This window comes from Rhizobium sp. ZPR4 (genome assembly GCF_040215725.1).
In the GTDB taxonomy this organism is placed as follows: Bacteria; Pseudomonadota; Alphaproteobacteria; order Rhizobiales; family Rhizobiaceae; genus Rhizobium; species Rhizobium rhizogenes_D.
Map to the genome: position 1 here is coordinate 3511089 of NZ_CP157967.1, position 26188 is coordinate 3537276.

Consider the following 26188-nt stretch of genomic DNA (forward strand, 5'->3'; position numbering starts at 1 on the left):
AAAAGACGGCAGCAATTGAAAAGAGCGCATAGGCTTTGTGAATCCCATTCGATCCGAAGGGATATGCGCCGATACCGGGTGACGGACGTAGCAAGATGAAATTTCTCGATGAAGCAAAAGTCTTTATTCGCTCTGGCGATGGCGGCGCGGGCAGCGTCTCCTTCCGGCGCGAGAAATTCATCGAATTCGGCGGCCCGGATGGCGGCGATGGCGGTCGCGGCGGCGATGTCTGGGTCGAGGCCGTCAACGGCCTCAACACGCTGATCGACTTCCGCTACCAGCAGCACTTCAAGGCGACGATCGGCACGCACGGCATGGGCAAGAACCGCGCCGGCGCCAAAGGCGAAGACGTAACGCTGAAGGTGCCCGTCGGCACGCAGATCTTCGAAGAAGACGGCGAAACCCTGATCTGCGACATTACGCAGGAAGGCCAGCGTTTCCGCCTTGCCGCCGGCGGCAATGGCGGCTTCGGCAATGCCTATTTCAAATCCTCGGTCAATCAGGCGCCGGATTGGGCCAATCCGGGCCTTCCCGGCGAAGAAAAGACCATCTGGCTGCGGCTGAAGCTGATCGCCGATGCCGGCCTCGTCGGCCTGCCGAATGCGGGCAAATCGACCTTCCTTGCCGCCGTCAGCCGCGCCCGGCCGAAGATCGCCAACTATCCGTTCACGACGCTCCATCCCAATCTCGGCGTCGCCACCATCGACGGCCAGGAATTCATTCTCGCCGACATTCCCGGCCTGATCGAAGGCGCCCACGAGGGCGTCGGCATCGGCGACCGCTTCCTCGGCCATGTCGAGCGCACGCGCGTGCTGCTGCATCTGATCTCCGCCCAGGAAGAAAAGGTCGGCAAGGCCTACAAGACCGTGAAGCACGAGCTTGAAGCCTACGGCAACAGCATCCCGGACAAGCCCGAAATCGTTGCTCTCTCGCAAATCGACGTGGTGGACGAAGAAACGCTGAAGAAGAAGACGCGCGAGCTGGCGCGCGCCTGCGGCAGGACGCCGTTCCAGATTTCCGCCGTCACCGGCCGCGGCATGACTGAAGTGCTGCGCGCGCTACGCGACGTCATCGTCGAAGCCAATATGGGCGAAGCCGGCAGGCCGGCGAAGGCGCCGAAGGTACGCCATCGCGATCTGCAGACTTCCGACGACGCAGATGAAGATCACGAGGACGGGGACCAGCAGGGATGACCGCCCGCAAGCCGCTCGACCGCTACCGCCGCATCGTCATCAAGATCGGCTCTGCCCTTCTCGTCGATCGCAAGACCGGCTTGAAGAAATCCTGGCTCGACGGCATGTGCGCCGATATCGCCGCGCTGAAGGCCAAGGGCATCGATGTTCTGGTCGTCTCCTCGGGCGCAATCGCACTCGGACGCTCTGTTCTCGACCTGCCCTCCGGCGCGCTGAAGCTCGAAGAAAGCCAAGCGGCGGCGGCCGTTGGTCAGATCTCGCTGGCTCGCGCCTGGTCGGAAAGCCTGTCGCATGACGATATCGTCGCCGGCCAGATCCTTCTGACGCTCGGCGACACCGAAGAGCGCCGCCGTTACCTGAACGCCCGCGCCACCATCAACCAGCTTCTGAAGATCGGCGCCGTGCCGATCATCAACGAGAACGACACGGTCGCCACAAGCGAAATCCGCTATGGCGACAATGATCGCCTCGCCGCCCGCGTCGCCACTATGACCGGCGCCGACCTTCTGGTGCTGCTGTCCGACATCGACGGTCTCTATACCGCTCCGCCGCATCTCGATCCGCAGGCGAAATTTCTCGATACGATCGCGGACATCACGCCCGAGATCGAAGCCATGGCCGGCGGCGCTGCCTCGGAACTGTCGCGCGGCGGCATGCGCACCAAGATCGATGCCGGCAAGATTGCCACGGGTGCGGGCTGCGCCATGATCATCGCGTCAGGCAAGACCGACCGCCCGCTGAATGCGATCGAAAACGGCGCCCGCTCCTCCTGGTTCGCGCCATCGGGCACGCCCGTCACCGCCCGCAAGACCTGGATTGCCGGACAGCTGCAGCCGGCCGGCGAACTGCATGTCGACGATGGCGCGGTGACAGCGCTTGGCGCCGGCAAGAGCCTGCTGCCCGCCGGCGTGCGCCGCATCGTCGGCCATTTCGGCCGCGGCGACACGGTTGCCGTCATCGGACCCTCGGGCCGTGAAATCGCCCGCGGCCTTGTCGGCTACGATGCCGAAGAGGCGCGCCAGATCACCGGCCGCAAATCGGCCGAGATCGAGGCGATCCTCGGCTATGCCGGCCGCGCCGCCATGGTGCATCGCGACGACCTCGTCATGACCGCGTCCGTCAAGACGAAGGCCGAGACATTGAAGAAGGATGAAGCCCATGCTTGATACTGTCACACAAAGCCCCGACATCGATGCGCTGATGAACGATATCGGCCGCAAGGCCCGGGCTGCGTCGCGACCTCTGGCCTTCGCTTCGACGGAAAGCAAGAACAAGGCGTTGAGCGCCATGGCGGACGCCATTCTGGCCCGCAAGGATCATATCCTGGCCGAGAACGCCAGGGATCTGAAGGATGTCGAAGGCACGGACATGCTCGCCTCCTTCGTCGATCGCCTGACGCTGAACGACAAGCGTGTCGCCGAGATGGCCGAAGGCATCCGTGCGATTGCTGCCCTCGCCGATCCGGTCGGTGAAGTCATTGCTGCCTGGGATCGCCCGAACGGGTTGAAGATCGAGCGCACGCGCACGCCGCTCGGCGTGATCGGCGTCATTTTCGAAAGCCGACCCAACGTGACGGCCGATGCCGGCGCGCTGTGCCTGAAGGCAGGCAATGCCGTGATCCTGCGCTGCGGCAGCGATTCGCGCCGTTCCTCGCAGGCAATCCACGACTGCCTGGTCGAAGGCCTGAAGGCAGCCGGCCTGCCGGAACATTCAATCCAGCTCGTGCCTGTCAGCGATCGTGCTGCCGTCGGCGCCATGCTGCGTGGCCTTGAAGGCAATATCGACGTCATCGTGCCGCGCGGCGGCAAGAGCCTTGTCGGTCGCGTTCAGACCGAGGCGCGCGTGCCGGTCTTTGCCCATCTCGAAGGCCTTTGCCACATCTATATCGATGCCTCGGCCGATCTGGAGATGGCAAAATCCATCGTCGTCAACGCCAAGATGCGCCGCACCGGCATCTGCGGTGCTGCCGAAACGCTGCTGGTCGACAAGAAGGTCGCCTCCACCCATCTGAAGCCGCTACTCGACGGGCTTGCAGCGGCAGGCTGTGAAATCCGCGGTTCGGCCGAGGTGCTCAAGCTTGAGCCCGGTCTGAAGGCCGCAACCGAAGAGGATTGGACGACCGAATATCTGGCCGCGATCATCTCGGTCGCGCTGGTCGACGGCATTTCCGGCGCAATTGCCCATATCGGCAAATATTCGTCGAACCATACCGAAGCCGTCATTGCCGAAGATCCTGAAGTCGTCGAGCGCTTCTTTACCGAGATCGACTCGGCGATCCTGCTGCACAATGCCTCGACGCAATTTGCCGATGGCGGCGAATTCGGCATGGGCGCGGAAATCGGCATCGCCACCGGCAAGATGCACGCGCGCGGGCCTGTTGGCGTCGAACAGCTCACCTCCTTCAAATATCGCGTGCGCGGCAGCGGACAGATACGGCCCTGACGTGCTGAAGGAAGAGGTCGATCAACGCTATCTGCGCATGCCCCATGCCGAGCGCGGCATGGTGGTCGGTCTTTTCGGCGGCTCCTTCAACCCGCCGCATCGCGGCCATGCGCTGGTCGCCGAGATTGCTCTTCGCCGGCTCGGCCTCGACCAACTCTGGTGGATGGTGACGCCCGGCAACCCGCTGAAGAGCCGCAATCACCTTGCGCCACTTGCCGAGCGCATCGCGCTCAGCGAACAGCTCCTCCACGATCCCCGTATCAAGGTGACGGCCTTCGAGCAGACGCTGGGCATGAGCTACACGGCCAACACGCTGGCGCATGTGAAGGCGCGCAACCGCCAGGTTCATTTCATCTGGATCATGGGTGCCGACAGCTTGAATACATTCCATCGCTGGCAAAAGTGGGAAGAGATCGCCCGCACCTTCCCGATCGCCGTCATAGACCGGCCGGGATCGACGCTCTCCTATCTCTCGGCCAAGATGGCCAAGACCTTCCACTACGCCCGCGTCGACGAGGATGACGCCCGCGTGCTCTGGAAGAAGCGTGCACCGGCCTGGACTTTCATCCATGGGCCACGTTCGGCACTCAGCTCGACCGCCTTGCGCGCCGCACAGTAATTCCACCAATTTTTTCGGGAAAATCTGGAAAATAAAAAGCCCGACGCGGGAGGAGGATGCGTCGGGCTTTTGAACCTGATCAGCAACTGGGAGGAGGAGAGTTGCTGATCCATCTCGAACGGCATTGGGAGGAGGAGATCGCCGTTTCGATGATTATGTTTTAGCAGATTTTACCGATTGATAAATGATCGATTGCGCAATGCAGCAATGCATATAGCGCATGACTATGAAAATTTTCTGCCCAAAAAACGCTTCTTTTGCAGAATTGCGGCATTCGGATTTTCACTGCCGGAATCAAACAACCACAATAAAGGCCCACAATCGCACGGTTCGTAACGTTACGTCTTGCTTCGTGAGCGTTCGCCAAGCCGTTGGGCGAATCCAGTCATGCATTTTTGCAATGCCTGAAACCCTTCGTATGCACTACGCCACGGAAAATCCATAGAATTCGTAGGGTTACGTGACAATTTCGCGATATATTTTTGCAAATACATCCCTAGCCAAGCCTCTCCCGCCGTTATATCTGTCGAGACATGTCGACATCTTTGGGGAGAATTAAGATGACCACCAGCCGACGCCAATGGATCAAGCTTGCAACCGCCGCAGTATCAGCCGCATGGCTCGGCCTCTCGGTCATTCCGACGCCAGCGTTCGCCGCCGACAAGATCGTCGTCTTTGCCGCCGCCAGCATGAAGAACGCGCTCGACAATGCCGATGCCGCCTTCACCAAGGAAACCGGCAAGGAGGTCACCGTCTCCTATGCCGCGAGCGGACCGCTTGCCAAGCAGCTTGAAAACGGCGCACCCGCCGATGTCTTCATATCAGCCGATACCAACTGGATGGATTATGTCGCTGGCAAGAAGCTGATCAAGGACGACAGCCGGGTGAACCTCCTCGGCAACAAGCTCGTTCTCGTCGCCGCCAAGGACAAGGCGAAGCCAGTCGACATCAAGCACGGCTTTGACCTCGCAGCCCTTCTTGGCGACGGCCGTCTGGCGATCGGCCAACCGGAATCGGTGCCGGCAGGCAAATACGGCAAGAGCGCGCTGGAAAAGCTCGGCGTCTGGTCGTCAGTCGAAAAGAAGGTTGCCGGTGCCGAAAGCGTTCGTGCCGCACTCGCGCTCGTTTCGCGCGGCGAAGCGCCCTACGGCATCGTCTACCAGACCGACGTCTCGGCCGATCCGGGCGTTGCCGTCGTCGGGACCTTCCCGGCAGACAGCCACCCGCCGATCGTCTACCCCTTCGCCATCACCAGCAGCAGCAAGAACCCGGACGTTCAAGCCTATTTCGACTATCTGAAATCGGCTAAGGCTGTTCCCTTCTTCGAGCATGAGGGCTTCACCATCCTGAAGCAGTGAGCGTCATCACCGCAAGTCAGGCATGAGAGTTCAATCATCAGGCTCGCCGACCATGGCGGGCCTGAGATGTTTCAAGGGGCGGGATTTGGACGCATTGGGTTTGAGCAGCGATGAATGGACGGCGATAGAGCTGAGCCTGCGTGTCTCCATCGTCGCCATGCTGGTGAGCCTGCCCTTCGGCATCGGCGCGGCGCTTCTGCTCGCACGCGGTCGCTTCTGGGGCAAATCCATCCTCAATGGCCTCATCCATCTGCCCCTGATCCTGCCACCCGTCGTTACCGGCTTCATCCTGCTCATCCTCTTTGGCCGCAAGGGGCCGATCGGCGCTCTGTTCGAGCAATATCTCGGCCTCGTCTTCTCGTTTCGCTGGACGGGGGCCGCACTCGCCTGCGGCGTCATGGGTTTTCCGCTGATGGTGAGAAGCATCCGCCTGTCGATCGAGGCCGTCGACCGCAAGCTTGAAGAGGCAGCCGGCACGCTCGGCGCGAGCCCCATCTGGACCTTCGGGACCGTGACCCTGCCCCTGATCCTGCCAGGCATCATCGCCGGCATGATCCTCTCCTTCGCCAAGGCCATGGGCGAATTCGGCGCCACTGTCACCTTCGTCTCCAATATTCCCGGCGAGACACAGACCCTGTCTTCGGCCATCTACACCTTCACCCAGGTTCCGGGCGGCGATGCCGGCGCCATGCGGCTGACCATCGTCGCGATCATCATTTCCATGGCAGCGCTGCTCGCTTCGGAATTCCTTGCCTATCTCGCCGGCCGGAGGGTGGATTTCGAATGACGCTTTCGGTCGATATCCGCCATCGCCTCGGCGCCTTTTCGCTGGAGGCCGCATTCACCTCCGATGGCGGCGTAACCGCCTTATTCGGCCGCTCCGGTTCAGGCAAAACGTCGATCGTCCGCATCATTGCCGGCCTGATCCGGCCCGATCACGGCCGCGTCAGTCTCGACGACACGGTTCTCGCCGACGCCGGCAGGCAGATCTTCGTGCCGCGCCACCACCGCCGCTTCGGCTATGTTTTCCAGGAAGCACGCCTGTTTCCGCATCTTTCGGTGCGGCAGAACCTCAATTACGGCCGCTGGTTCGCTCCGCGAAACGAGCGCAGCGAGAGCTTCGACGGCGTCGTCGATCTCCTCGGCATCGGCGCGCTACTGGACCGCCGGCCGGCCAAGCTTTCCGGCGGCGAGAAGCAGCGCGTTGCGATCGGCCGCGCCCTGCTTTCCTCGCCGAGGCTCCTATTGATGGACGAGCCGCTCGCAGCACTCGACGAAGCCCGCAAGGCGGAAATCCTTCCCTATCTGGAGCGGCTGCGCGACGAGACGAAGATACCGATCATCTATGTCAGCCACTCGATCGCCGAAGTGGCTCGGCTGGCCAACCGCGTCGTCGTCATGCGTGACGGCAAGGTCGAGGCAATCGGTGCTGCCGTCGATATCTTCAGCCGGCTCTCCGGCCCGCTGGCGGCCGACCGCCGCGAAGCCGGCGTGCTGCTGGAAGGCCGTGTGGAATCGATGGACGACCGGCATCATCTGACCATTGTCGCCCTGAAGACGGCAAAACTGGTCGTGCCGGGTCAGGCGGCGGCCGTCGGCAAGACGGTACGCGTCCACATTCCTGCCCGCGATGTCATGCTGGCGACGGCGCGGCCAGAAGGCCTCAGTGCCCTCAATATCCTCGATGGCGAAGTGCTGGGGATCGGCACGGCAGCCGACGGAACCGCGGAGGTCAGGGTCGATTGCGGCGGCGATATCGTAGTCGCTCGCATCACGCAATTCTCAGCCGAGCGGCTGGGCTTGCGCATCGGCCTGCCAATCCATGCCGTCATCAAGACCGTGGCACTGGAACATTAATCAGGATTTCTCCGAAGAAGCCTCGGCCGGGTTGCGATTGACCTCCAGCCAGTTCAGATCGTCGGCTATGGCCGCGCGCAGCGTCGTTTCCATGCTGCGGAAGCGCCGTAGCAACTCCTCGCCGAACGGGGTGAGCGCCGCTCCGCCGCCCTTCTGGCCGCCACGCTGCGATTCCACCACCGGTTCGCGGAACATATGGTTCAATTCGCTGATGAGCAGCCAGGCCCGACGATACGACATATCCATGGCGCGGCCGGCGGCCGAGATCGAGCCGGTTTCCTGAATATGTTCGAGGAGCTCCATCTTGCCGCGCCCGAGCCGGTCCTGCCCCGAAAAGCTGATGCGGAGGATGGGCTTCAACGGTGGCTGCGGAGCATCTGTCATGGCATCTGTAACATTTGAGGTCTGATAGAGTGTATACGCGGCCTTCACCTGGCTGTACATGCCGGCGGAAAATGGACGAGCGGCAGCGCCGGCCTATCTGATCTTCCATGGAAGAGCACATTGGCGCGCCTAGCAAGGATCGCGCGAGCCGTGGGTTTTAGAGGAGGAGATCGATGCCAGCCTATATCATTTCCGACGTCACCGTCCGGGATGCCGACGCCTTCCAGACCTACCGGACCCGCGCGGCCGCCTCCATTGCCCACCATGGCGGGCACTATCTTGTCCGCGGCGGCGCGATCGAGCAGCTGGAAGGCGATTGGTCGCCGCGTGCGATCGTGATCGTGGAATTTCCGGATTTGGAACGGGCGAGGGCCTGGTATCGTTCGCCGGAATATGCACATGCTCTCGCGGTCCGCGATCAGGCTCTCAGCCGCAATCTCATTCTGGTCGACGGAGTAAGCCGGGAAGCCTGACTTCGGCCGCCGGCACGAATATTCACCCATATCTGGTGCGAAAGCGCCTTATTCGGACACAAATCCTTGTCTTCAATGCCTGAAGATGGCCTCCGGCGTCTTGAAACCTTAATGCTTTGATGCCTATCTTTATGGTGTGATCGACTCAGATCGCATATGTGCATGTTCTGTTACTCAAGGAAGGAAGAGCACTGACAACAGTACACGCCAAGGGAAGAACGCCTGTCGTTATCCCGAAGAGCTCGGAACGTGGCGCCGATGCCGCTGCCCGCGCCCTGCAAGCCGTCCTCGTTAGCCTCGAGGATTCCAAGGCCGAGAATATCGTCACCATCGACATTGCCGGCAAATCTGCGCTTGGAGACTACATGGTCGTTGTCTCCGGCCGGTCGAACCGCCATGTCCTGGCGATTGCCGACCATCTCATGACCGATCTCAAGGACGAGGGTTTTGGCAATGCCCGCGTCGAAGGTCTCGATGGCGGCGACTGGGTGTTGATCGACACCGGCGACATCATCGTTCATGTCTTCCGACCCGAGATTCGCGAGTTCTACAACATCGAAAAGATGTGGGCGGCACCCGATCTCGACGAAGGCACGCTGCACTAGCCGGGCGACCGCATTTCCAGGAAAAGTGCATAGCGGTTTTCCGTCCGGAATGCGGGATGTTCCAAGGAATTCTTCCCGGCCACGGTTCGCAGCTTTACATCGCCGGAGATGAGCTTCCGGCCAGGGTTTTGTTTTGTGCCGCCATGACGGCGGATATGCGTGGGAGCGGGGATGCGGATAGGTCTTTTTGCGGTGGGACGGCTGAAAGCCGGCCCTGAAAAGGATCTTGCGGCGCGCTATCTCGACCGTTTCGCCAAGGCCGGGCCGGCCATCGGCCTGGAAATGGCGCGCATGACCGAGGTTGCCGAAAGCCGTGCCTCCAATAGCGAGACCCGCAAGCGCGAAGAGGCGGGCCTCTTACAAAAGGCGCATCCCGAAGGCGGCGTCCTCATTCTTCTCGACGAGCGCGGCAAGGCGCTCGACAGCGAAGCCTTCGCCGCCATGCTCGGGACATACCGCGATCAGGGCAAGCGCGACCTGACGATCGCCATCGGCGGCGCCGACGGCCTGGATCCGGCACTTTACGACAAGGCCGACATGACCATTTGCCTCGGCAAATTGACCTGGCCGCATCAGCTCGTGCGCATTCTCATCGCCGAACAGCTCTACCGCGCCGTCACCATCCTCTCCGGTCACCCCTATCACCGGGTGTAATCACCTGTCCCATTTCGAAAACTGTTTGGCTTTCGGTTCTTTTGCGTTAACGAAACGCTCACACAGGCGTGTTTTGATTCCCGCCCTGAAAATGACGATGCTTCCTGGATGATCGCGGCAAATCAGCTTATTTTCGCGTGATCTGAAGGGACCAGGCCCGAATCGACTGGATGAGAAAAGCCCCGCCCATGCTTTCGCGTCTCGTGCTGCCAGTTTTGGCGGCATCTCTCGGCATGGGCGCTTATATGACAGGTCCTTTCTCCCGGGAGGACGTCGCCGTCGCGCAGGAAGCTGATGCCATCGCGCCGCAGGCGCCTGACGATCGCCCTTCCACGACGGCATCGGCGCTGCCTGGGCAGCAGGCGCCTGACCCGGCTGCAGACCTTGCCCGCAAGCGCGACGAGACCCGCACGCAGCTCGACGCACTTTCAAAGACGATTAGTCTTTCCTCCGACAAGACGAAGGAGCTGGAAGACAGCATCGCCTCGCTCGACAAGAGCACCGCCAGCCTGCGCCAGGCGCTGATCGATAGTGCCGCCCGCCGCAAGGACTTGGATCGAAAGATCCAGCGGAGCGAGAAGACGCTGACGGATCTTGCCGTCAAGGAAGACAAGATCCGCGCCTCCCTTCACGATCGCCGCGCCCTGCTGGCCGAGGTATTAGGCGCCTTGGAGCGTATGGGACGCAATCCGCCGCCCGCCCTGCTGGTGACGCCGGACGATGCGCTCGCCTCGGTGCGCAGCGCCATTCTTCTCGGTGCCGTCGTGCCCGGAATGCGCAAGGAGACGGACAAGCTCATTGCCGATCTCACCGACCTCAGCAAGCTGCAAACCGACGCTGCAACCGAAAAAGCAAGCTTCACCGCCACCATGACCAACAGTCTGGAGGAGGAGCGGCGCATGGATCTGCTGATTGCGGAGAACGACAAGCACAACAAGGAAAATGCCGCCCAGCTCGAGGGGGAGCGCAAACGCGCGGAAGAGCTGGCGGGCCAGGCAACCAGCCTGGAAGGTCTCGTCGCCTCGCTCGAAAGCCAGATAGGCTCCGTGCGTGACGCCGCCACCGCGGCCCGTGCGGAAGAAGCGCGCCGGGCTCAGATGACCGAACAGCAACGCGAGCAGGCCAAGGCCCTTGCCGAGAACGGCGTGCCCGATAAAAACCGCATTACGCCCGCATATCCATTCTCAGACCTGAAGAAAAAGTTGGAGCTGCCCGTGGCGGGCGATACTCTCCGCCAGTTCGGCGACGACGATGGCACGGGCCATACCGCGATGGGATTGACCGTCGCGACCGGCCCCGATGCGCTCGTCACGGCTCCCGCCGACGGCACGGTCGTCTATGCCGGCGCGTTTCGCAGCTACGGACAGATGATCATCCTGGATACGGGCGACGGCTATCACATGGTGCTGTCGGGCATGGACGCGATCAAGACGCGCCCTGGCAGATTCGTCTTCGCTGGCGAGCCGCTTGCCACGATGGGCCAAAAAAGAGTCGCGAGCGCGACCGCATTGGCGCTGGAAACGGATCGGCCAACGCTTTACATTGAATTCCGAAAAGATGGAAAACCGGTCGATTCTCGGCCCTGGTGGACCTCCAAAGACACTGGAAAGGCACGCAATGATACGTAGGGCTTCTCTTGTTCTCGTCGGCGCATTGATGGGTGCGACCGCGATGAGCGTTATCTACTCGGCGGTAGCGCCGGCGGAAGCCGCTGGCACTTCCACCTATAAGGAGTTGTCGATTTTCGGCGACGTCTTTGAGCGCGTCCGCGCGCAGTATGTGACGCCGCCGCAGGAAGACAAGCTTATCGAAGCCGCCATCAACGGCATGCTCTCTTCGCTGGACCCGCATTCGAGCTACATGAATGCCAAGGATGCGGAAGACATGCGCACCCAGACCAAGGGTGAGTTCGGCGGTCTCGGCATCGAAGTGACGATGGACAACGATCTCGTCAAGGTCATCACCCCGATCGACGATACGCCCGCCGCCAAGGCCGGTGTTCTTGCTGGCGACTATATCACCGCCATCGACGGCCAGTCCGTCCGCGGCCTGAAGCTGGAAGACGCCGTCGAGAAGATGCGCGGTCCGGTCAAGACGCCGATCAAGCTCACCTTGATGCGCAAGGGCGTCGACAAGCCGATCGAGCTCACAGTGATGCGTGACGTCATCGCCGTCGCCGCCGTCAAGTCGCGCGAGGAAGGCGGCGATGTCGGCTATATCCGTATTATTTCCTTCACCGAAAAGACCACGCCGGATCTCGAAGCCGCGATCGCCAAGATCAAGAAGGATATTCCGGCCGACAAGCTGAAGGGCTACGTCCTCGACCTGCGACTTAACCCGGGTGGCTTGCTCGACCAAGCGATCAATGTCGCCGACGACGTGCTCGAGCGGGGCGAGATCGTTTCCACACGCGGCCGCAATCCGGACGAGACCCGCCGCTTCAACGCCACGCCCGGCGATCTGACCGACGGTAAGCCGATCATCGTGCTTACCAACGGCGGCTCGGCTTCCGCTTCGGAAATCGTCGCCGGCGCCCTGCAGGATCTGCGACGCGCCACCATTCTCGGCACCCAGTCCTTCGGCAAGGGCTCGGTTCAGACGATCATTCCGCTCGGTGATGGCAACGGCGCGCTGCGCCTAACGACGGCGCTCTACTATACGCCCTCAGGCCGCTCAATCCAGGGCACCGGCATCACGCCTGATATCAAGGTAGACCAGCCGCTGCCGGACGATCTGAAGGGCAAGCTGACGACAGAGGGCGAATCCAGCCTGCCGGGCCACATCAAGGGCCAGAGCGAAACCGATAAGGGCTCCGGCTCGTCGGCCTATGTGCCGCCGGACCCGAAGGACGATATCCAGCTCAACTACGCGCTCGACCTGCTGCGTGGCGCCAAGACAGATCCGGCCTTCCCGCCGAACCCCGAAAAGGCGGTTTCCTCCAAGTAAGGATTGGCGCCGGGCTGGAAACAGACCCGGCGCTTTCATGATGAGGGAGCGGGATAACGCGTATCGTTCCGCTCTTCTCGGCCGGCCTCAATTTCATATGAATCCGGCCTTGTTCGGAAACAGTTTTGTTCATGTTCTAGAGCAATTCCAGGAAAAGTGCGCAGCGGTTTTCCGTCCGGAATTGCGTGAAAAAAGAGATAGAGCGGTTCAGAGATTCCATGAAAACTGAACCGTTCTAGCACTTTGAGTGCCGCGGGCATTTTTCCGCTTCGCCGCGAGCGATATGCTCAAGGCCGATACAGTTTTCCGCTTGGGGTGGATTGAAATTTGGGAACGGATTTGCATGCACCGTTGGGACAGAATCGCGGCCCCGGCCGCCAGCGGCGCTCCATCCCCTTTGGACGCATTCTCGGCGGCTTCTGTCTGATCGCGATCGCCGGCTTTTCTCTCTATTCGGCGCTTCTGCGCGATCACCTGCAAAAGACCCAGCCGGTAGAGGCGGCAAAGAAGGAAGATCCGGCCCCTCCGGCCGAAACCAAGCCTGCTGCGACCGAGAAAACCGACCAGGCCGGGTTGACGCAGGTCGATCCGCAATCCGGCGCCAATGCCACACGCATCGTTACCGGCGACGGTTCGGTCGTCACCATGTTCAGCCCGAACAATCGTGACGGCAGCGGCCCGGTATTGATCAACGCCAATCAGGTGGGCCAGGACCCACGCATGGCGGCAACGCCGAATGACAGCCTGCTGGAGGATTCGCCCTTCGGCAAGCTGCCGATTATCTCACCGAGCGGCCTGAGGCCGATGGATCAATATGCGCGGCCCTGGTCAGGCGCTCGCGGCACCCGCGTCGCCATTGTCGTCAGCGGCCTTGGCCTCAGCCAGACCGGCACGCAGCGCGCCATCGAGAAGCTGCCGGAAGAAATCACGCTCGCCTTTGCCGTCAGCGGCAACAGCCTGCAGCGCTGGATGCAGGAGGCACGGCGCGGTGGCCATGAGATCCTCATCCAGGTGCCGTTCGAGCCCTTCGACTATCCCAGCAACAATCCAGGCCCGGATACGCTGCTGACCTCGCTGTCGGCTGCAAAGAATGTCGAAAACCTGCATAAGGCGATGGGCAAAATCACCAATTACACCGGCGTCATGAACTATCTCGGCGGCCGCTTTCTGGCCAATCCCGGCGCCATGGAACCGGTGCTGCGCGATATCGGCAAGCGCGGCCTGCTGTTCCTGGATGACGGCTCTTCGGCGCAATCCAAATCCGGAACGCTCGCCAAGACGTTGGACGTGCCGCACGCCTTTGCCGATGTTCAGCTCGACGGAGAGCTTCAACAGGACGCCATACTCAGGAAACTTGACGAACTCGAGCGCGTTGCCCGCCGCAACGGTTCCGCGATCGGCGTCGCCTCCGCCTTCGACGAGAGTGTTGACGCCATTAGCAAATGGAGCGAGGAGGCCGCCATGCGTGGCATTGAAATCGTTGCCGTCTCGGCGCTTGCCGACGACCCTAAACATCCCTGACCCCTGGCCTGGTTTCCTGGGCCTGATCCTGGAGAGAGAAATGAGCACGCCCCACGCGTCCGTAAGAGCCGAAGACCTGCCCTACCGCCCCTGTGTCGGCATCATGATCCTGAACCGGAATGGCCTGGTCTGGGCCGGCCGCCGTATTCCGGACGGCAATTCCGAATATGACGGCTCGCCGCAGCTCTGGCAGATGCCGCAGGGCGGCATAGACGAAGGCGAAGATCCGCTGAAAGCCGCCTATCGCGAGCTTTACGAGGAAACGGGCATGAAAACCGTGACCCTGATGGCCGAGGCGAAGGACTGGATCAACTACGATCTGCCGCCGCAGCTGATCGGCATCGGCCTCAAAGGAAAATATCGCGGCCAGACGCAGCGCTGGTTCGCCTTCCGCTTCGACGGCGACGAGAGCGAGATCGCCATCAACCCTCCGCCGGGCGGCCATGAAGCGGAATTCGATGCCTGGGGATGGAAGCCGATGGCCGAGCTTCCCGGATTGATCGTCGCCTTCAAGCGATCGGTCTACGAGCAGGTCGTTTCGGAATTCAGCCATCTGGCCGGCCTGAAGGCCGAGGACTGAACGAAGACAACCGGCCGCTTGGCGGCCGGTTTCGTAAGATGTCGATTATTCTGCGGAATCGGCGGAGTCAGCGTTGAGCTGGCCGTACTTGGCTTCGCCGATTTTTCCGAGCAGCTCGAGCTGGGTTTCGAGGAAGTCGATATGGCCTTCCTCATCCGTCAACAGCTCTTCGAACAGCTTCATGGAAACATAGTCGCCGGCGTCATGACAGATATCGCGCGACTTCTTGTAGGCCGTGCGGGCGTCGTATTCGCCGGCAAGATCGGCTTCCAGCACTTCCTTGACGTTCTGACCGATGCGTAGCGGCGCCAGCGTCTGCAGATTGGGATGACCTTCAAGGAAGATAATGCGAGCGACGAGACGGTCGGCGTGCTGCATCTCCTCGATGGATTCCGCACGCTCCTTCTTGGCGAGCTTGGTGTAGCCCCAGTCCTCGAGGAGTCGATAGTGAACCCAATACTGGTTGACTGCGCCAAGCTCGAGGAACAGCGCCTCGTTAAGCCGCTCGATGACTTTTTTGTCGCCTTTCAATGTCCGCTCTCCTGTTGTCTTCATGGAATTTTTTCAGGCGGGACATGAAATCAAATATTTCGGCTTCCGTCGAGTGCCGACGGGCATGATAATCTTCGGTTGTCTGTATAATGATATCAACGACATTCGGGAAACAGCCGCAGCAGCGGCCGCGCTTTTCCATGGCGTGATAAACCTTGGCGGGAACGATGAGCTGCCAACAGTCCTGATCGAGGAGTTCGGTGATGACCTCCCGGATTTCCTTGTCAGTGATGTAATTACAACTGCAAACCAGCATTCTTCGCTCAGCCCGTCAAACATGACATCCGCTGTCTTGTTATCTGCTAAAGAAGACGCCCTTTGTCAAGAAAGAAACGATTCATTTTAATCGCCGGTTTGATTGCCGGTTTGATTGGATGACAGGAGCATTGGCTCGCGACCTCCGGATGAAAGGCCTCGAATCTCCCAGAATCTCAATGGAAATTGCGACCTCGCGGCATGACCTTTGCCGTTTCCACGCCATTGCTGGGGCCTTCCGCCGCTGTCCCTGCACCGGATGGACGCGGCAGCAGGGCAGATTTTTTCTTCTGCCTGTGATCCATGGTCGGCCGTAGCGCCTCATCCGCCCGGTCGCTGACGCCGAAACGCCTTGCCTCGCGCTGTAGGATGCCGAGTGCCGGCGTCATATCCTCGATATGATTGACCACCACATGGATGACGCCGCTTTCGCTCTGCAGGCGGCCGCGGATCTTCACCAATCGTGCCCCCATGACAATGGCACGGTATTTCTCGAACTTCTTCGGCCAGACGATCGCATTGGCGACGCCAGTCTCGTCTTCGAGCGTCATGAAGATCACCCCATTGGCCGAGCCCGGCCGCTGGCGCACCAGCACCAGCCCGGCGATCGTCACCATCCGGCCATTGGCGACACCGGGCAGTTCCCGGCTCCGTACAATACCCTGCCGCGCGAAATCGGCGCGCAGGAAGGAAACCGGATGCGCTTTCAGCGACATGGACAGATAGCGATAATCTTCGGTGACCTGCTCGCCGGGTAGCATCTCGGGCAGAGAAACCGCCGGTTCGAGCTGCAGATCCGCATGGTCGCCGAGATCGAAGAGGGGAAGCTTTTCGGCAGCGCTGCTGGCATCAAGCGCCCGCACCGCCCAAAGCGCCTCACGCCGGCTGAGGCTGATGGAACCGAACGCATCCGCATCCGCCAGACGCTCGATCTGCGCCTTGGCAAGTCCGGATCGCAGCCAGAGATCGCGCACCGAGCGATAACCATCACCACGGCGCTCGACCAGCTGCTTCATCTCATCCTCGGACAGGCCCTTGACCTGCCGGAAACCGAGGCGGACGGCACATTGCGTCTTGATGATCTCGCGCATCGACGCATGACGCTGCTCGACCGAACTGCGATCGAAAGACGCCTTTTCCAGCAGGCAATCCCAACTCGAATGATTGACATCCACCGGCCGCACCTCGACGCCATGCTCGCGCGCATCGCGCACCAGCTGCGCCGGCGCATAAAAGCCCATGGGCTGAGCATTGAGGATCGCCGCACAGAAGATATCGGGATAATAGGCCTTGAGCCAGGAAGAGGCGTAGACGAGGAGAGCAAAGGACGCCGCATGGCTTTCGGGAAAGCCATATTCGCCGAAGCCTTTGATCTGCTCGAAGCAGTTCTTGGCGAACTCACGGTCGTACCCCTTCGCGACCATACCCTCGACCATCTTCTCCTCGAAAGTATGGATAGTCCCGGTTCGCTTGAATGTTGCCATAGCCCGACGCAGCTTGTCCGCTTCCGCAGGCTTAAATCCAGCCGCCGTAATGGCGATCTGCATCGCCTGTTCCTGAAAGAGAGGAACGCCCAGCGTGCGTTTTAGCACCGCCTCCAGCTCCGGACTCGGATAGTCGAGTTTTTTCCCCGCCCGCTTGGCCTCCCGTCGCTTGAGATAGGGATGCACCATATTGCCCTGGATCGGACCGGGGCGGACGATCGCCACCTCGATGACCAGATCATAGAACTCCCGGGGCCGAAGGCGCGGCAGCATGCTCATCTGTGCACGACTTTCAATCTGGAAAACGCCGATCGTGTCGGCGCGGCAGATCATGTCATAGACCGGTCCACCATCGGGATAGTTGGCATAACCAAGATCCGCGAGCTCCTTCTTCACATCGTAATTGAGCAAAAGCAGATCGAAGGCCTTGGCAAGACAGGTCAGCATGCCGAGCGCAAGCACGTCGATCTTCAATATGTTGAGATTGTCGAGATCGTCCTTGTTCCACTCGATCATATAGCGATCATCCATCGCCGTGTGCATGATCGGCACGACCTCATCCAGCCGATCCCGGGTGATGACGAAACCACCGACATGCTGGGTTAGATGTCGCGGAAATCCCATCAGCGTCGAGGCATAGGAAAGGACGTTTTTTGTCGTCTTGTCGTTAAGATCGAGGCCGGCAATCTTCGCTTCGCGCTCGGACAGGTCCTCTGTCGACCAACCCCAGACACCGCTTGCAAGAGCCGACTGTACATCTTCAGACAGGCCGAAGGCTTTCGCCACTTCGCGGCCGGCCGAGCGCGCCCTATAGCTGGTGACGGCAGCCGTCAGCCCGGCATGCTCCATCTTGTAGTGCCTGTAGATAAACTGAATGACCTCTTCGCGTTTCTCATGCTCGAAATCGACGTCGATGTCTGGTGGTTCCTCCCGCTCTGTGGAGATGAAACGCTCGAACAGAAGCATCGTAATCTCCGGATTGACCTCAGTAATCCTGAGACAGTAGCAGACCGTCGAATTGGCCGCCGATCCACGCCCCTGGCACAGAATATGCTCGCTGCGGGCAAACTCCATGATCCGATGCACAGTCAGGAAATATGGCTCATATTGCCGCTCCCGAATAAGCTCGAGTTCATGCTCGATCTGCATCGAGACCTTTGGCGGGATTCCATCAGGAAAGCGCCATCTGGCACCCTCCCACGTCAGCCGCTTCAACGTCTCAGCAACGGTTTCGCCCTTGGTACTTTCGTCGGGATAGTTATGCTTCAGCTCATCCAGCGAAAAAGACAGCCGGCTAAAAAACTTCTGTGTATTGGCGATCGCTTTTGGATAATCCCGGAAAAGGCGCGCCATCTCGGCAGCGTCCTTCATGTAGCGCTCGGCATTGGCCGCCAGCTTGAAGCCGGCTTCAGCGATCGGCACGTGTTCGCGGATCGAAATCACGATATCGGCAAGCGGCTTGCGTTCGGTTGCGTGATAGAGCGGCTGGTTGCTGGCGATCAACCGGACGCCATTGCGCTGTGCCAGAATGGAGAGCGTGGCAAAGACCATCCGGTCCCGCCCGTCATAGGCCGGCGACAGGACCATATGCAGCTTCCTGCCGAAGCGCATCCATAGCCGTTTCAGACATTGCTCCAGCTTTTCCTGCCCCTCCGGCGTCTCGACGCTTGTCGTATCGGGGACCAACGCCAGCATCATCTCGTCGCCCCATTCCACGAGGTCGCTTTCATTGAGGATGCAGGTGCCTTTCTCGCCACGCAGATTGCCGGCGCTCAAAAGCCGGCAGAGATGCGCCCAGCCCTTGCGGTTCTGCGGATAGGCAAGGATATCGGGCGTGCCATCCGAGAACACCAGACGGGCGCCAGGCTGGAAACGAACCGGCTTCAGGAACGGCTTTTCCGGCTTTCCCTGGGCTCGAAGCAGAAGGTTTTCCTTGATGGTGTCTTCATGTTTCGCCTGGAGAAGCTTGGTATGCGCATGCGCCTTGACGACGCCTGCAACCGAATTGCGGTCGGCAATCCCAAATCCGGAAAGTCTCAGGATGGCGGCCTGCGCCACGATCTCTTCCGGATGCGAGGCTCCCTCGAGAAAGGAGAAGTTGGTTCTGACTCCAATCTCGCAGAAGGGTACGGGTTCGTGAAAGCTCGGGCGCGCGTTCATGCGAAGACCCCGTGCATGTACCAGTCCGGCGATGTTCCGCTGCGACCATAAAGCCCCTTGCGGAACAGCCAAAAACGATGACCCTCTTCATCCTCGATCTGGAAATAATCACGGGCAGGCTCTTGCCTGTCCTCGAGCCACCATTCCGCCGAAAGCCGCTCCGGCCCCTCGGCCCGGCTGACCCGATGCATGACCCGCCGCCAGCGGAACTGCCGGGGAGGGCCATCAGGCACTTCGGCGGCAATGGTTTCGACCAGCTCCGGCATGCGAAACAGCCGCAGCGGCCGCTCGCCGCGGAAGAAGCCATGACCGGCATCATCGCCGCCCGGCCGCCTGCGAGCGGCAAGGAGATCCATGGCCGGCATCGGCCGAACGGCCCGCTCGGGGATATGGCTCTGTCGCAGCTCGAACCCTTGCAGGCAGTCCGGTCCCAGCCGCGCGGCCACGCGATCGACAAAGGCGGCAAGCGACCCTTCCTGGCGGTTTTCGCCGACGAAATCGCCTTGCGTTGCATCGAAAGGCGCATGCTGAAGCACATTGAGGCGGATGATTTCGAAACCGTAACCGACGTCGAGATCGTCATGAATGGCCCCGAAGCGTTCCGTGAACAGGCTTGAAATCCGGCTCGGCTCCCGCAGCGGCTGCGATGCACCGGCGGCGATGCGGAAGACCGCGCCGTCCACCCGGAAAAGCAGAAGTTCGAAGGAACGGCCGCCGACACCGCGTGCTTCCAGCCCCGGCTTCAGGGTTTCGGCAAGCTGGCGGGCAAGCTTAAGAATATCCTCTTCCGCCTGTACCGGTTCGACCAGACGGCGCTCGGCCGACAATTGCGCGACCGGGCGGCGCGGCGAGATCGGCTCCTCGACGAGACCAACGGCCTGGTCGAGCCGCAACAGCAGTTGCGCGCCAAAACGGCGGGCAAGCGGCGCCCGCGGCGCGGCCAGAAGATCGCCCACCTGCTTCAGACCCATCTTCTGCAGGGCCGCAACCGTTTCCTCTCCGAGCCTTAAGGAGGCGACGGGCAACGGCGCCAGGGCTTCTTCCATCGCCTCCGGAGGAACGACACGGCTGTCGTCGAAGCGGGCAACAGCCCAGGACAGGCCCGGCGCGGAGGAAATGGCGCCGCGCACATCGAAGCCCAGCCGGGAAATCCGGATCAGGATGTCCTCGAGCAGCGCCTCTTCGCCGCCGAAGAGATGGGCGCAGCCAGTAATATCGAGGAAAAGCCCATCCTTGCCGTCGATCGCCACCAGCGGCGTATAGCGGTCACACCAGTCGGCGATCGCCTCCAGAAGCTTGCGGTCCGCCGCCGGATCCTCCTCGACCACATCGAGATCGGGACAGATCGCCTTCGCCTCGGCCACGCCCTGACCCTGTTTCAAGCCGATCATCTCCGCGCGCTCGTTAAGAGCTGTCAGTCGCATGGCATTGTTGAGCTTGCCGGCACAGGCAAGCGGCGGCGCTTCAAGCCTGCCTGTCGAACGCCAGGACAGACCCCAGCGCTTGCGCGCGATGCGGTCGGTCGGCAGATGCGGAAAGGTCAGCGCCAGAATGCGCTGCGTGTTCGCCGGGAAAGGCAGGGCGTTGAGTGTCGAGGATAGGGGCAAAGCGGCGGTCATGGGCATTCCACTCCAGGGTTATGGAAAAAGGCGCCGGGTTTCGGCTTTTTTCCAAGGTCAGACGAAAGGCCGGATGACCGATGCTGCCGCCAAGCACCGATCCGTCCGGCAGGGGCCGCGCCTGCGCCGGCGCGGGTTCGACGGAAAAGCGGAAGAGGGCGCTGCTTGCCTCCTCCTCGCCTCCCTGTCGCAACAGAAACAAGGGCCGCCCCGCCGCCTTGGCCCTCAGCGCCAGCCGCCGGCTTTCGGTCAGGCCGAAACGGGCGGGATTGCCGCGCACTTCCAAAATGACGAGAGCAAAAGCAGCACTGCCAAGTGCTGCCTCCGCCACCCAGAGCGCATCGTCCAGCTTGCGCGGCGAGGCCTGCAGGAAAGCCGCAGGCTCCAGCCCGAAATCGCTGACGCCGATGGCATAAGGCACGCCCGCCTCCATCGTCGCGACCGTATCGCCGATCCACAGGACCGGGGACTTGGACACGGCCGTATCCGACGCTTGCGCATGCAGCCGCGCTGCGAGCGCCAAAGCAAAACCGCTTGCCGCCCCGGCATCGCGCAGGCCGTGCGAGCGGATTTCCGTCAGCGCATCGAGCGGCAGGCCGCCCTGCAGCGCCGCGTCGAGATCATCGACGCCGATCGGAAGGAGCGGCTGGGAAAGTCCGGTTTGCGCGGGCAGGGGCTTCGCAATGCCCGCCGTCCCCATCCCCGGCCTGTCTGCCAGCGTTTCACGCGCCGCTGCTGCCAGTGCCGGGATCGGCCTGCCTTCCAGTCGGGCAATGGTTTCACGCAGGGCAAAAAGCGTTTCCCGCGCCACGGCAGCCTCGGCCATGACGTTCACTCCAGATCGATAATGTTCCTGTTATGTTCTTATGGATTCCAGAGCTTGGAGAAAGAGTCAACACCATTTCATGAGAAAATATTCCTCTGCCCAGAGTCGGATGATTTCAGGTTGAAATGACCTAAAATCTGAATCCGCTCTAGAATCAAAGAAGTAGGGCATGATGGCGCCCGAAAACCGCTCAAACACTTTTCGGCGCCATACACTAATCCGCTCTCGTAAAAGCAGCATAAAGTCTCTATATGACCAGCCAAGGAAGGAATATTCATGGCTCGCGTCGACCAGAGCGAAGATTGGCGGGACCGCCACTCGCCCTCCATCAGCACATTCGAATCTCTGGCAATGGAGGCTTACAGCCACCTGCCGGACGAATTCCGCTCGCTCACCGGCAATCTCGTCATTCTCATCGAGGATTTCCCGGATGACGAGGTGTTCGAGGATATGGCGCTGGAAACCCCTTTCGACCTGCTCGGCCTCTTCGAAGGCCGCGGCATCTCGGAGCGCTTCACCGCCCAGACCGGCGACATGCCCAACAAGATCCGCCTCTACCGCCGGCCGATCATCGACTATTGGGCTGAAAACGAGGAAACCCTCGGCGACATCATCACCCATGTCCTGATCCACGAGATCGGCCACCATTTCGGCCTGAGCGACGAGGACATGGAGCGCATCGAGGAAAGCGCCGAAGAAGCGACGGATCGATGATATCGACCCCGACCGCAGGCGGCCAGGGTGAAGAACTTCAATCGACGCTTACTGCTCGGAAAGCTTCATATCCGGATCGTAATCCTTGCCGGCCACTTCCTTGACGACGGCCTGGCCGCATTCCATCCGGCCGCTTGCGGAATTGAAGCCATAGGTCGGCGAGCCGTATAGCTCCCAGCCCTTGTTCAGCGCTGCACTCACCTTGTGGCAGAAGGAAGCGTCATCAGGACCGGTGAGGAAGCGATAGAGTTTCATCAAGGCATCTTTCGTGTTTGGCCGGGCAATTCGACAGTCAGGCTCCGGTGCGGGGCGCTGCGGCAGCGCCAGAAGAGCGCTGCTCGATCAGGCGAGCTTTATGAATGAGTCTTTCCGCCTGGACAAGGTGCAGCCGCTCCACCATCCGCCCGCCGATGTTCACGACATTGAGAGCTTCAGCGCCCGGCTCGGCGAAGGCTGATATGATGGCCTCGGCCTCGGCGATGGCAGCCTCAGCCGGGCCGAAATGCCGGTTGGCGGCCTCGATCTGGCTCGGATGGATCAGCATCTTGCCGGTAAAGCCCATGGCGACACCCTGGCCGCATTCCGCCTCGAATTCTTCGGCATCCTTGAAATCGTTGAACACGCTGTCGATGGCCTCGAGCCCATAAGCGCTGACGGCCAATATCACCTGCATCAGCCAGGGCACGAGATAGGGGCGGCCAGGCTGCCGCAGGACACCCGTTTCCTTTCTGAGGTCGTTGAGGCCGACCACGAAACAATCGAGCCGGCTGCCGGCCGTACGACCGGCCTCGGCGATCGCGGCCGCGTTCAGAATGCCACGCGGCGTCTCGATCATCGCCCAGATGCGCAACTCTTCCGGCACATCGGCTTCCGTGAGCCAGTCGCCGACCATCATGACATCCTGCGGCTCGTCCACCTTCGGCAGCAGCACCGCATCCGGCTCCAGCTCCGCAACCAGCGCCAGGTCGTCGGCGCCGAAATTGGAGGAAAGCGCATTGATGCGGATGATCCGCTCCTTGCCCGGCAGCGGCGCGACAGCAAAGAAGGCTCGCAGATTCTCCCGCGCCTCGGCCTTTTTCTCCGGCGCCACCGAATCCTCGAGATCGAAGATGACGGCATCGCAATCTAGGCTCGAAAGCTTGTCCAGCGCACGACGGTTGATGGCGGGAACGCTCAAGACCGAGCGGCGCACCCGGGCGGGGCGGGAAGGGGGATTCTGGCTCTCAGATTGGCTCATTGTGCCGTTTTGCCGCGCTTTTACGCGCCAGGCAAGTCAACAAAAAGCCATGCTCCTCTTGCAGATGACAGGGAAGAGGGCCACATTGCTTGCTGTAGAGAGGTCTCGACCATGCAGAATATCCGTTCCCTGTTCATCGCGCTTGCCGGTATCACCGTGTTTGCAGCCATGGCGTTGTTTACCGTTTCGGTCACGCTTGCCGTCGGCGCTATTCTCACCGTGCTGATGGCAGCCCGCGCGATTTCGCTGCGCATGAAGCCGGCACCGGTGCGCGCCAAGGCGAAGACGAACGGCCAGCGCGAAATGCGCATCTGGAACGACGGTCGCGGCACCATCATCGATCTCTGAGATTGAAAGCAGGGCAGGGCGGCCCATTGCCGGCCGCTGGCACCCGTTTGCCCGGTTCAAGCCACGTGCTGAAGGGCAAGGGCGACCAAAGCGCCGCCTTTTAGAGCATTTCCAAGATTCTCCTTCATTTCGGGCCGGATTTGCTCTATTGGCAGGATAATTCGTGCTTAGACGAAAATGAAGGCAGGACCCCATGGACAAGTTCGTGAAGTTGACCGGTGTCGCAGCACCCCTCCCGGTCGTCAATGTCGATACCGACATGATCATCCCGAAGGATTATCTGAAGACCATCAAGCGCACGGGTCTCGGCAAGGGGCTCTTCGCTGAAGCCCGCTACAATGAAGACGGCACGCCGAACGAAGATTTCGTGCTGAACAAGCCGGCCTACCAGAACGCCAAGATCCTCGTCGCCGGCGACAATTTCGGCTGCGGCTCCTCGCGCGAACACGCTCCCTGGGCGCTGCTCGATTTCGGCATCCGCTGCGTCATCTCGACCAGCTTCGCCGATATCTTCTACAACAACTGCTTCAAGAACGGCATCCTGCCGATCAAGGTCAGCCAGGAAGATCTGGACAAGCTGATGGACGACGCTTCGCGCGGCTCCAACGCCATCCTGACGGTCGATCTGGAAAACCTCGAAATCACCGGCCCGGACGGCGGCTCGCTGAAGTTCGAACTCGACGAATTCAAGCGTCACTGCCTGCTGAACGGCCTCGACGATATCGGCCTGACGCTGGAAAAATCCTCCGCGATCGACACTTTCGAAAAGACGAACGCCGCATCGCGCCCCTGGGCCGCCTGATCGGCTTATCCTTATCTCTAGCGTTTAGAAGCCGGGCCTTACAGCCCGGCTTTTTTCATGCGGACACAAAGGTCCCCCTCTCCCCGCATGCGGGGAGAGGGCTGGGGTGAGGGGCTACAGGCCATCGACTGGTTGGAAGCCTATGATTTGTTTCCCCAGGAAGAGCCGTAGGTCGACCTCTCCTTCGCCTCTGCGGGCTACTCACCCATCACAAGTAGCGACAGGTTTCCAAAACGCACAGCATCGCTGTAACGGCAGCAAGATCGCGAGTTTCTGCCTTCGCAAGCGGCCCCTCTCCCCGCATGCAGGGAGAGGGGACTATTCCGTTAAAACGGCTCAGGCACCATCTTTCCCGTCCGCTGTAATATGTTCGACAAGAAGGGGGGCCATACAGACCTGCCGAGAGCTTTCGGGCCTCTCTCCCACCCCCCTAATTCCTCTCCACACACTGGAGCTTCTCCATGACCTCCCTTCCCATTGTTGGCGCCGCCATGACGCTTGACGACGTCGAAATCCATCGCAACTGGCTGCTGGAAAAGCCGCGCGATCTGGAGCTGCAGAGCTTCGTCGAAGCCGAAATCTTGAATGGCGACTGGGCTCCGCTTGCCGAGCGCGCCCGCAAGCTGCTCGACGGCCATCAGGGCCGCCTCGGCATCCACGGCCCGTTCTGGGGCTTCGTCATCGCCTCGCAGGACCCGGATGTCCGCGCCGTCGTCACCAAGCGCCTGCTGCAGGCGCTCGACGTCTGCGCCAATATCGGCGCCACGCAGATGGTCATCCATAGCCCCTATACGTCGTGGTCCTACAACAACCTCGACAACAACAAGGGCGAGCGCGAGAAGATCATCGAATACACGCACCTGACCCTCAAGGATGCGGTAAAGCGCGCCGAAGACATCGGGCTCACCATGGTCATCGAAAATATCGAGGACAAAGACCCGCATATCCGCGTCGGCCTCGCCGACAGCTTCAATTCATCCGCCGTCGCCGTTTCGATCGACACCGGCCACGCCCATTACGCCCATGGCTATACGGGCGCTCCACCGGTCGACTACTACGTCCACGCCGCCGGCAACCGCCTGCAGCACGTCCACCTGCAGGATGCCGACGGCTATGCCGACCGTCACTGGAGCCTCGGCGAAGGCAATATCCACTGGCGCGCCGTCTTTGCCGCCCTTGCCAAGCTTAACAGCAATCCGCGCCTGATCATCGAGATCAAGGACAAGTCGAAGATCCCGGCATCAGCGGCCTATCTCGCTTCGCTCGGCCTCGCCGAGTAGGCAGATCAATTACCCGCCCTCGTGGTTCGAGACGGTCCTTCGGGCCTTCTCACCATGAGGGCTAATCTCCTCATCAGACTATCAACCCGCTCCGCCCTCATCCTGAGCCTGTCGAAGGATCAGGCGGCCCCTCCGGTTAAGTGCAAAAGCACCAGCCCTCACCCTGAGGAGGCCTGCAAGGCCGTCTCGAAGGGCGAGGGCTGGTGGGTAGCCGCAAAAGCCCGAAAACCGTACCGTTTCGGTCTCTTCCTCGCTTGAAAAGCCGCATTTGCAGGTCTA

The 26188-nt window shown here is 61.0% G+C and carries 27 protein-coding genes; 19 read left to right on the top strand and 8 right to left on the bottom strand.

Annotation, left to right across the window (positions count from 1 at the left end; genetic code table 11):
- The first annotated feature begins 95 nt into the window (after nucleotides 1-95).
- The 7 genes from obgE to modC all read left to right on the top strand — a co-directional run bounded on the left by obgE (nucleotide 96) and on the right by modC (nucleotide 7469).
- Nucleotides 96-1193: a GTPase ObgE gene (obgE, locus tag ABOK31_RS16870; protein ID WP_349956813.1), complete on the top strand. Its 1098-nt coding sequence runs from the start codon at nucleotides 96-98 to the stop codon at nucleotides 1191-1193.
- Nucleotides 1190-2359 (top strand): glutamate 5-kinase, encoded by a 1170-nt coding sequence (gene proB, locus ABOK31_RS16875; protein ID WP_349956815.1) that lies wholly within the window; start codon nucleotides 1190-1192, stop codon nucleotides 2357-2359. Before obgE ends, proB begins: the two co-directional genes overlap by 4 nt.
- Complete coding sequence (locus ABOK31_RS16880; RefSeq protein WP_349956816.1) at nucleotides 2352-3635, top strand: glutamate-5-semialdehyde dehydrogenase; 1284 nt, start codon at nucleotides 2352-2354, stop codon at nucleotides 3633-3635. The genes proB and ABOK31_RS16880 overlap by 8 nt, the downstream gene beginning before the upstream one ends.
- Nucleotides 3636-3672: 37 nt before the next feature.
- A complete protein-coding gene (locus ABOK31_RS16885) occupies nucleotides 3673-4254 on the top strand; it encodes a nicotinate-nucleotide adenylyltransferase (RefSeq protein ID WP_234910480.1) in 582 nt (193 codons plus the stop codon).
- Between the two features lie 560 nt (nucleotides 4255-4814).
- Nucleotides 4815-5612: a molybdate ABC transporter substrate-binding protein gene (modA, locus tag ABOK31_RS16890; protein ID WP_349956817.1), complete on the top strand. Its 798-nt coding sequence runs from the start codon at nucleotides 4815-4817 to the stop codon at nucleotides 5610-5612.
- Between the two features lie 85 nt (nucleotides 5613-5697).
- The gene (gene modB / locus ABOK31_RS16895; RefSeq protein ID WP_349956818.1) at nucleotides 5698-6399 is read left to right on the top strand and encodes a molybdate ABC transporter permease subunit; all 702 of its coding nucleotides are present in this window, start codon (nucleotides 5698-5700) and stop codon (nucleotides 6397-6399) included.
- A complete protein-coding gene (gene modC, locus ABOK31_RS16900) occupies nucleotides 6396-7469 on the top strand; it encodes a molybdenum ABC transporter ATP-binding protein (protein WP_349956819.1) in 1074 nt (357 codons plus the stop codon). The genes modB and modC overlap by 4 nt, the downstream gene beginning before the upstream one ends.
- On the opposite strand, the gene ABOK31_RS16905 is transcribed toward modC, so the two are convergent.
- Complete coding sequence (locus tag ABOK31_RS16905) at nucleotides 7470-7853, bottom strand: winged helix-turn-helix domain-containing protein (RefSeq protein WP_349958999.1); 384 nt, start codon at nucleotides 7851-7853, stop codon at nucleotides 7470-7472.
- A 173-nt stretch (nucleotides 7854-8026) separates the two neighbouring features.
- Here ABOK31_RS16905 and ABOK31_RS16910 point away from each other — a divergent pair, with 173 nt between their 5' ends.
- The 7 genes from ABOK31_RS16910 to ABOK31_RS16940 all read left to right on the top strand — a co-directional run bounded on the left by ABOK31_RS16910 (nucleotide 8027) and on the right by ABOK31_RS16940 (nucleotide 14632).
- On the top strand, nucleotides 8027-8326 hold the full coding sequence (locus ABOK31_RS16910) for a DUF1330 domain-containing protein (RefSeq protein ID WP_349956820.1): 300 nt from the start codon (nucleotides 8027-8029) through the stop codon (nucleotides 8324-8326).
- Nucleotides 8327-8484: 158 nt separating this feature from the next.
- Entirely contained in the window at nucleotides 8485-8931 is a 447-nt protein-coding gene (gene rsfS / locus ABOK31_RS16915) for a ribosome silencing factor (RefSeq protein WP_092718548.1), read from the top strand.
- A gap of 171 nt (nucleotides 8932-9102) precedes the next feature.
- Nucleotides 9103-9585: a 23S rRNA (pseudouridine(1915)-N(3))-methyltransferase RlmH gene (gene rlmH / locus ABOK31_RS16920; protein ID WP_047634055.1), complete on the top strand. Its 483-nt coding sequence runs from the start codon at nucleotides 9103-9105 to the stop codon at nucleotides 9583-9585.
- A 188-nt stretch (nucleotides 9586-9773) separates the two neighbouring features.
- Entirely contained in the window at nucleotides 9774-11213 is a 1440-nt protein-coding gene (locus ABOK31_RS16925) for a murein hydrolase activator EnvC (RefSeq protein ID WP_349956821.1), read from the top strand.
- On the top strand, nucleotides 11203-12531 hold the full coding sequence (locus ABOK31_RS16930) for a S41 family peptidase (RefSeq protein WP_349956822.1): 1329 nt from the start codon (nucleotides 11203-11205) through the stop codon (nucleotides 12529-12531). Before ABOK31_RS16925 ends, ABOK31_RS16930 begins: the two co-directional genes overlap by 11 nt.
- A gap of 327 nt (nucleotides 12532-12858) precedes the next feature.
- Nucleotides 12859-14052, top strand: a complete 1194-nt coding sequence (locus tag ABOK31_RS16935) for a divergent polysaccharide deacetylase family protein (RefSeq protein ID WP_349956824.1) — start codon at nucleotides 12859-12861, stop codon at nucleotides 14050-14052.
- A gap of 40 nt (nucleotides 14053-14092) precedes the next feature.
- On the top strand, nucleotides 14093-14632 hold the full coding sequence (locus ABOK31_RS16940) for an RNA pyrophosphohydrolase (RefSeq protein WP_349956826.1): 540 nt from the start codon (nucleotides 14093-14095) through the stop codon (nucleotides 14630-14632).
- Between the two features lie 45 nt (nucleotides 14633-14677).
- On the opposite strand, the gene bfr is transcribed toward ABOK31_RS16940, so the two are convergent.
- Both bfr and ABOK31_RS16950 read right to left on the bottom strand, forming a co-directional pair.
- Nucleotides 14678-15163: a bacterioferritin gene (gene bfr, locus ABOK31_RS16945; RefSeq protein WP_075853386.1), complete on the bottom strand. Its 486-nt coding sequence runs from the start codon at nucleotides 15161-15163 to the stop codon at nucleotides 14678-14680.
- Complete coding sequence (locus ABOK31_RS16950; RefSeq protein WP_245304927.1) at nucleotides 15129-15401, bottom strand: (2Fe-2S)-binding protein; 273 nt, start codon at nucleotides 15399-15401, stop codon at nucleotides 15129-15131. Before ABOK31_RS16950 ends, bfr begins: the two co-directional genes overlap by 35 nt.
- Between ABOK31_RS16950 and ABOK31_RS16955 the strand changes: the two genes are divergently transcribed.
- Nucleotides 15288-15530, top strand: coding sequence for a hypothetical protein (locus ABOK31_RS16955; RefSeq protein WP_349959002.1), 243 nt, complete (start codon nucleotides 15288-15290; stop codon nucleotides 15528-15530). The two genes, ABOK31_RS16950 and ABOK31_RS16955, sit on opposite strands and share 114 nt — an antisense overlap.
- A gap of 85 nt (nucleotides 15531-15615) precedes the next feature.
- Here the strand turns inward: ABOK31_RS16955 and ABOK31_RS16960 are convergent, their stop codons facing one another.
- From ABOK31_RS16960 to ABOK31_RS16970, 3 genes are read right to left on the bottom strand one after another with little or no spacing between them, the layout of a single operon-like run.
- Complete coding sequence (locus tag ABOK31_RS16960) at nucleotides 15616-19083, bottom strand: error-prone DNA polymerase (RefSeq protein WP_349956828.1); 3468 nt, start codon at nucleotides 19081-19083, stop codon at nucleotides 15616-15618.
- A complete protein-coding gene (locus ABOK31_RS16965) occupies nucleotides 19080-20507 on the bottom strand; it encodes a DNA polymerase Y family protein (RefSeq protein WP_349959003.1) in 1428 nt (475 codons plus the stop codon). The genes ABOK31_RS16960 and ABOK31_RS16965 overlap by 4 nt, the downstream gene beginning before the upstream one ends.
- Nucleotides 20508-20547: 40 nt before the next feature.
- Nucleotides 20548-21528: a hypothetical protein gene (locus tag ABOK31_RS16970; RefSeq protein ID WP_349956830.1), complete on the bottom strand. Its 981-nt coding sequence runs from the start codon at nucleotides 21526-21528 to the stop codon at nucleotides 20548-20550.
- A gap of 276 nt (nucleotides 21529-21804) precedes the next feature.
- Here ABOK31_RS16970 and ABOK31_RS16975 point away from each other — a divergent pair, with 276 nt between their 5' ends.
- Entirely contained in the window at nucleotides 21805-22242 is a 438-nt protein-coding gene (locus tag ABOK31_RS16975; RefSeq protein ID WP_075853381.1) for a metallopeptidase family protein, read from the top strand.
- Between the two features lie 48 nt (nucleotides 22243-22290).
- Here the strand turns inward: ABOK31_RS16975 and ABOK31_RS16980 are convergent, their stop codons facing one another.
- Nucleotides 22291-22497, bottom strand: coding sequence for a DUF1737 domain-containing protein (locus ABOK31_RS16980; RefSeq protein ID WP_037155128.1), 207 nt, complete (start codon nucleotides 22495-22497; stop codon nucleotides 22291-22293).
- Nucleotides 22498-22534: 37 nt separating this feature from the next.
- Nucleotides 22535-23479: a CoA ester lyase gene (locus ABOK31_RS16985; protein WP_349956832.1), complete on the bottom strand. Its 945-nt coding sequence runs from the start codon at nucleotides 23477-23479 to the stop codon at nucleotides 22535-22537.
- 111 nt (nucleotides 23480-23590) lie between these two features.
- On the opposite strand from ABOK31_RS16985, the gene ABOK31_RS16990 reads away from it, so the two are divergent.
- The 3 genes from ABOK31_RS16990 (at nucleotide 23591) to ABOK31_RS17000 (ending at nucleotide 25909) form a co-directional block, all read left to right on the top strand.
- Nucleotides 23591-23827 carry a hypothetical protein gene (locus tag ABOK31_RS16990; RefSeq protein WP_075853379.1) on the top strand — a complete coding sequence of 79 codons (237 nt, stop codon included), beginning with the start codon at nucleotides 23591-23593 and terminating at the stop codon, nucleotides 23825-23827.
- A gap of 193 nt (nucleotides 23828-24020) precedes the next feature.
- A complete protein-coding gene (leuD, locus tag ABOK31_RS16995) occupies nucleotides 24021-24629 on the top strand; it encodes a 3-isopropylmalate dehydratase small subunit (RefSeq protein WP_075853378.1) in 609 nt (202 codons plus the stop codon).
- A 461-nt stretch (nucleotides 24630-25090) separates the two neighbouring features.
- Nucleotides 25091-25909, top strand: a complete 819-nt coding sequence (locus ABOK31_RS17000) for a sugar phosphate isomerase/epimerase family protein (protein WP_349956833.1) — start codon at nucleotides 25091-25093, stop codon at nucleotides 25907-25909.
- The last annotated feature ends 279 nt before the right edge of the window (nucleotides 25910-26188 follow it).

Excerpts from the sequence above, each read along its gene's own strand:
- proB (WP_349956815.1), top strand. The coding sequence starts at position 1,190 with ATGACCGCCCGCAAGCCGCTCGACCGCTACCGCCGCATCGTCATCAAG.
- ABOK31_RS16925 (WP_349956821.1), top strand. The coding sequence starts at position 9,774 with ATGCTTTCGCGTCTCGTGCTGCCAGTTTTGGCGGCATCTCTCGGCATG.
- modA (WP_349956817.1), top strand. The coding sequence starts at position 4,815 with ATGACCACCAGCCGACGCCAATGGATCAAGCTTGCAACCGCCGCAGTA.
- ABOK31_RS16930 (WP_349956822.1), top strand. The coding sequence starts at position 11,203 with ATGATACGTAGGGCTTCTCTTGTTCTCGTCGGCGCATTGATGGGTGCG.
- ABOK31_RS16885 (WP_234910480.1), top strand. The coding sequence starts at position 3,673 with ATGCCCCATGCCGAGCGCGGCATGGTGGTCGGTCTTTTCGGCGGCTCC.
- ABOK31_RS16880 (WP_349956816.1), top strand. The coding sequence starts at position 2,352 with ATGCTTGATACTGTCACACAAAGCCCCGACATCGATGCGCTGATGAAC.
- ABOK31_RS16905 (WP_349958999.1), bottom strand. The coding sequence starts at position 7,853 with ATGACAGATGCTCCGCAGCCACCGTTGAAGCCCATCCTCCGCATCAGC.
- ABOK31_RS17000 (WP_349956833.1), top strand. The coding sequence starts at position 25,091 with ATGACCTCCCTTCCCATTGTTGGCGCCGCCATGACGCTTGACGACGTC.
- ABOK31_RS16985 (WP_349956832.1), bottom strand. The coding sequence starts at position 23,479 with ATGAGCCAATCTGAGAGCCAGAATCCCCCTTCCCGCCCCGCCCGGGTG.
- obgE (WP_349956813.1), top strand. The coding sequence starts at position 96 with ATGAAATTTCTCGATGAAGCAAAAGTCTTTATTCGCTCTGGCGATGGC.
- ABOK31_RS16975 (WP_075853381.1), top strand. The coding sequence starts at position 21,805 with ATGGCTCGCGTCGACCAGAGCGAAGATTGGCGGGACCGCCACTCGCCC.
- modC (WP_349956819.1), top strand. The coding sequence starts at position 6,396 with ATGACGCTTTCGGTCGATATCCGCCATCGCCTCGGCGCCTTTTCGCTG.
- ABOK31_RS16940 (WP_349956826.1), top strand. The coding sequence starts at position 14,093 with ATGAGCACGCCCCACGCGTCCGTAAGAGCCGAAGACCTGCCCTACCGC.
- ABOK31_RS16980 (WP_037155128.1), bottom strand. The coding sequence starts at position 22,497 with ATGAAACTCTATCGCTTCCTCACCGGTCCTGATGACGCTTCCTTCTGC.
- ABOK31_RS16965 (WP_349959003.1), bottom strand. The coding sequence starts at position 20,507 with ATGCGACTGACAGCTCTTAACGAGCGCGCGGAGATGATCGGCTTGAAA.
- ABOK31_RS16970 (WP_349956830.1), bottom strand. The coding sequence starts at position 21,528 with ATGGCCGAGGCTGCCGTGGCGCGGGAAACGCTTTTTGCCCTGCGTGAA.
- leuD (WP_075853378.1), top strand. The coding sequence starts at position 24,021 with ATGGACAAGTTCGTGAAGTTGACCGGTGTCGCAGCACCCCTCCCGGTC.
- ABOK31_RS16910 (WP_349956820.1), top strand. The coding sequence starts at position 8,027 with ATGCCAGCCTATATCATTTCCGACGTCACCGTCCGGGATGCCGACGCC.
- rlmH (WP_047634055.1), top strand. The coding sequence starts at position 9,103 with ATGCGGATAGGTCTTTTTGCGGTGGGACGGCTGAAAGCCGGCCCTGAA.
- ABOK31_RS16960 (WP_349956828.1), bottom strand. The coding sequence starts at position 19,083 with ATGAACGCGCGCCCGAGCTTTCACGAACCCGTACCCTTCTGCGAGATT.
- ABOK31_RS16990 (WP_075853379.1), top strand. The coding sequence starts at position 23,591 with ATGCAGAATATCCGTTCCCTGTTCATCGCGCTTGCCGGTATCACCGTG.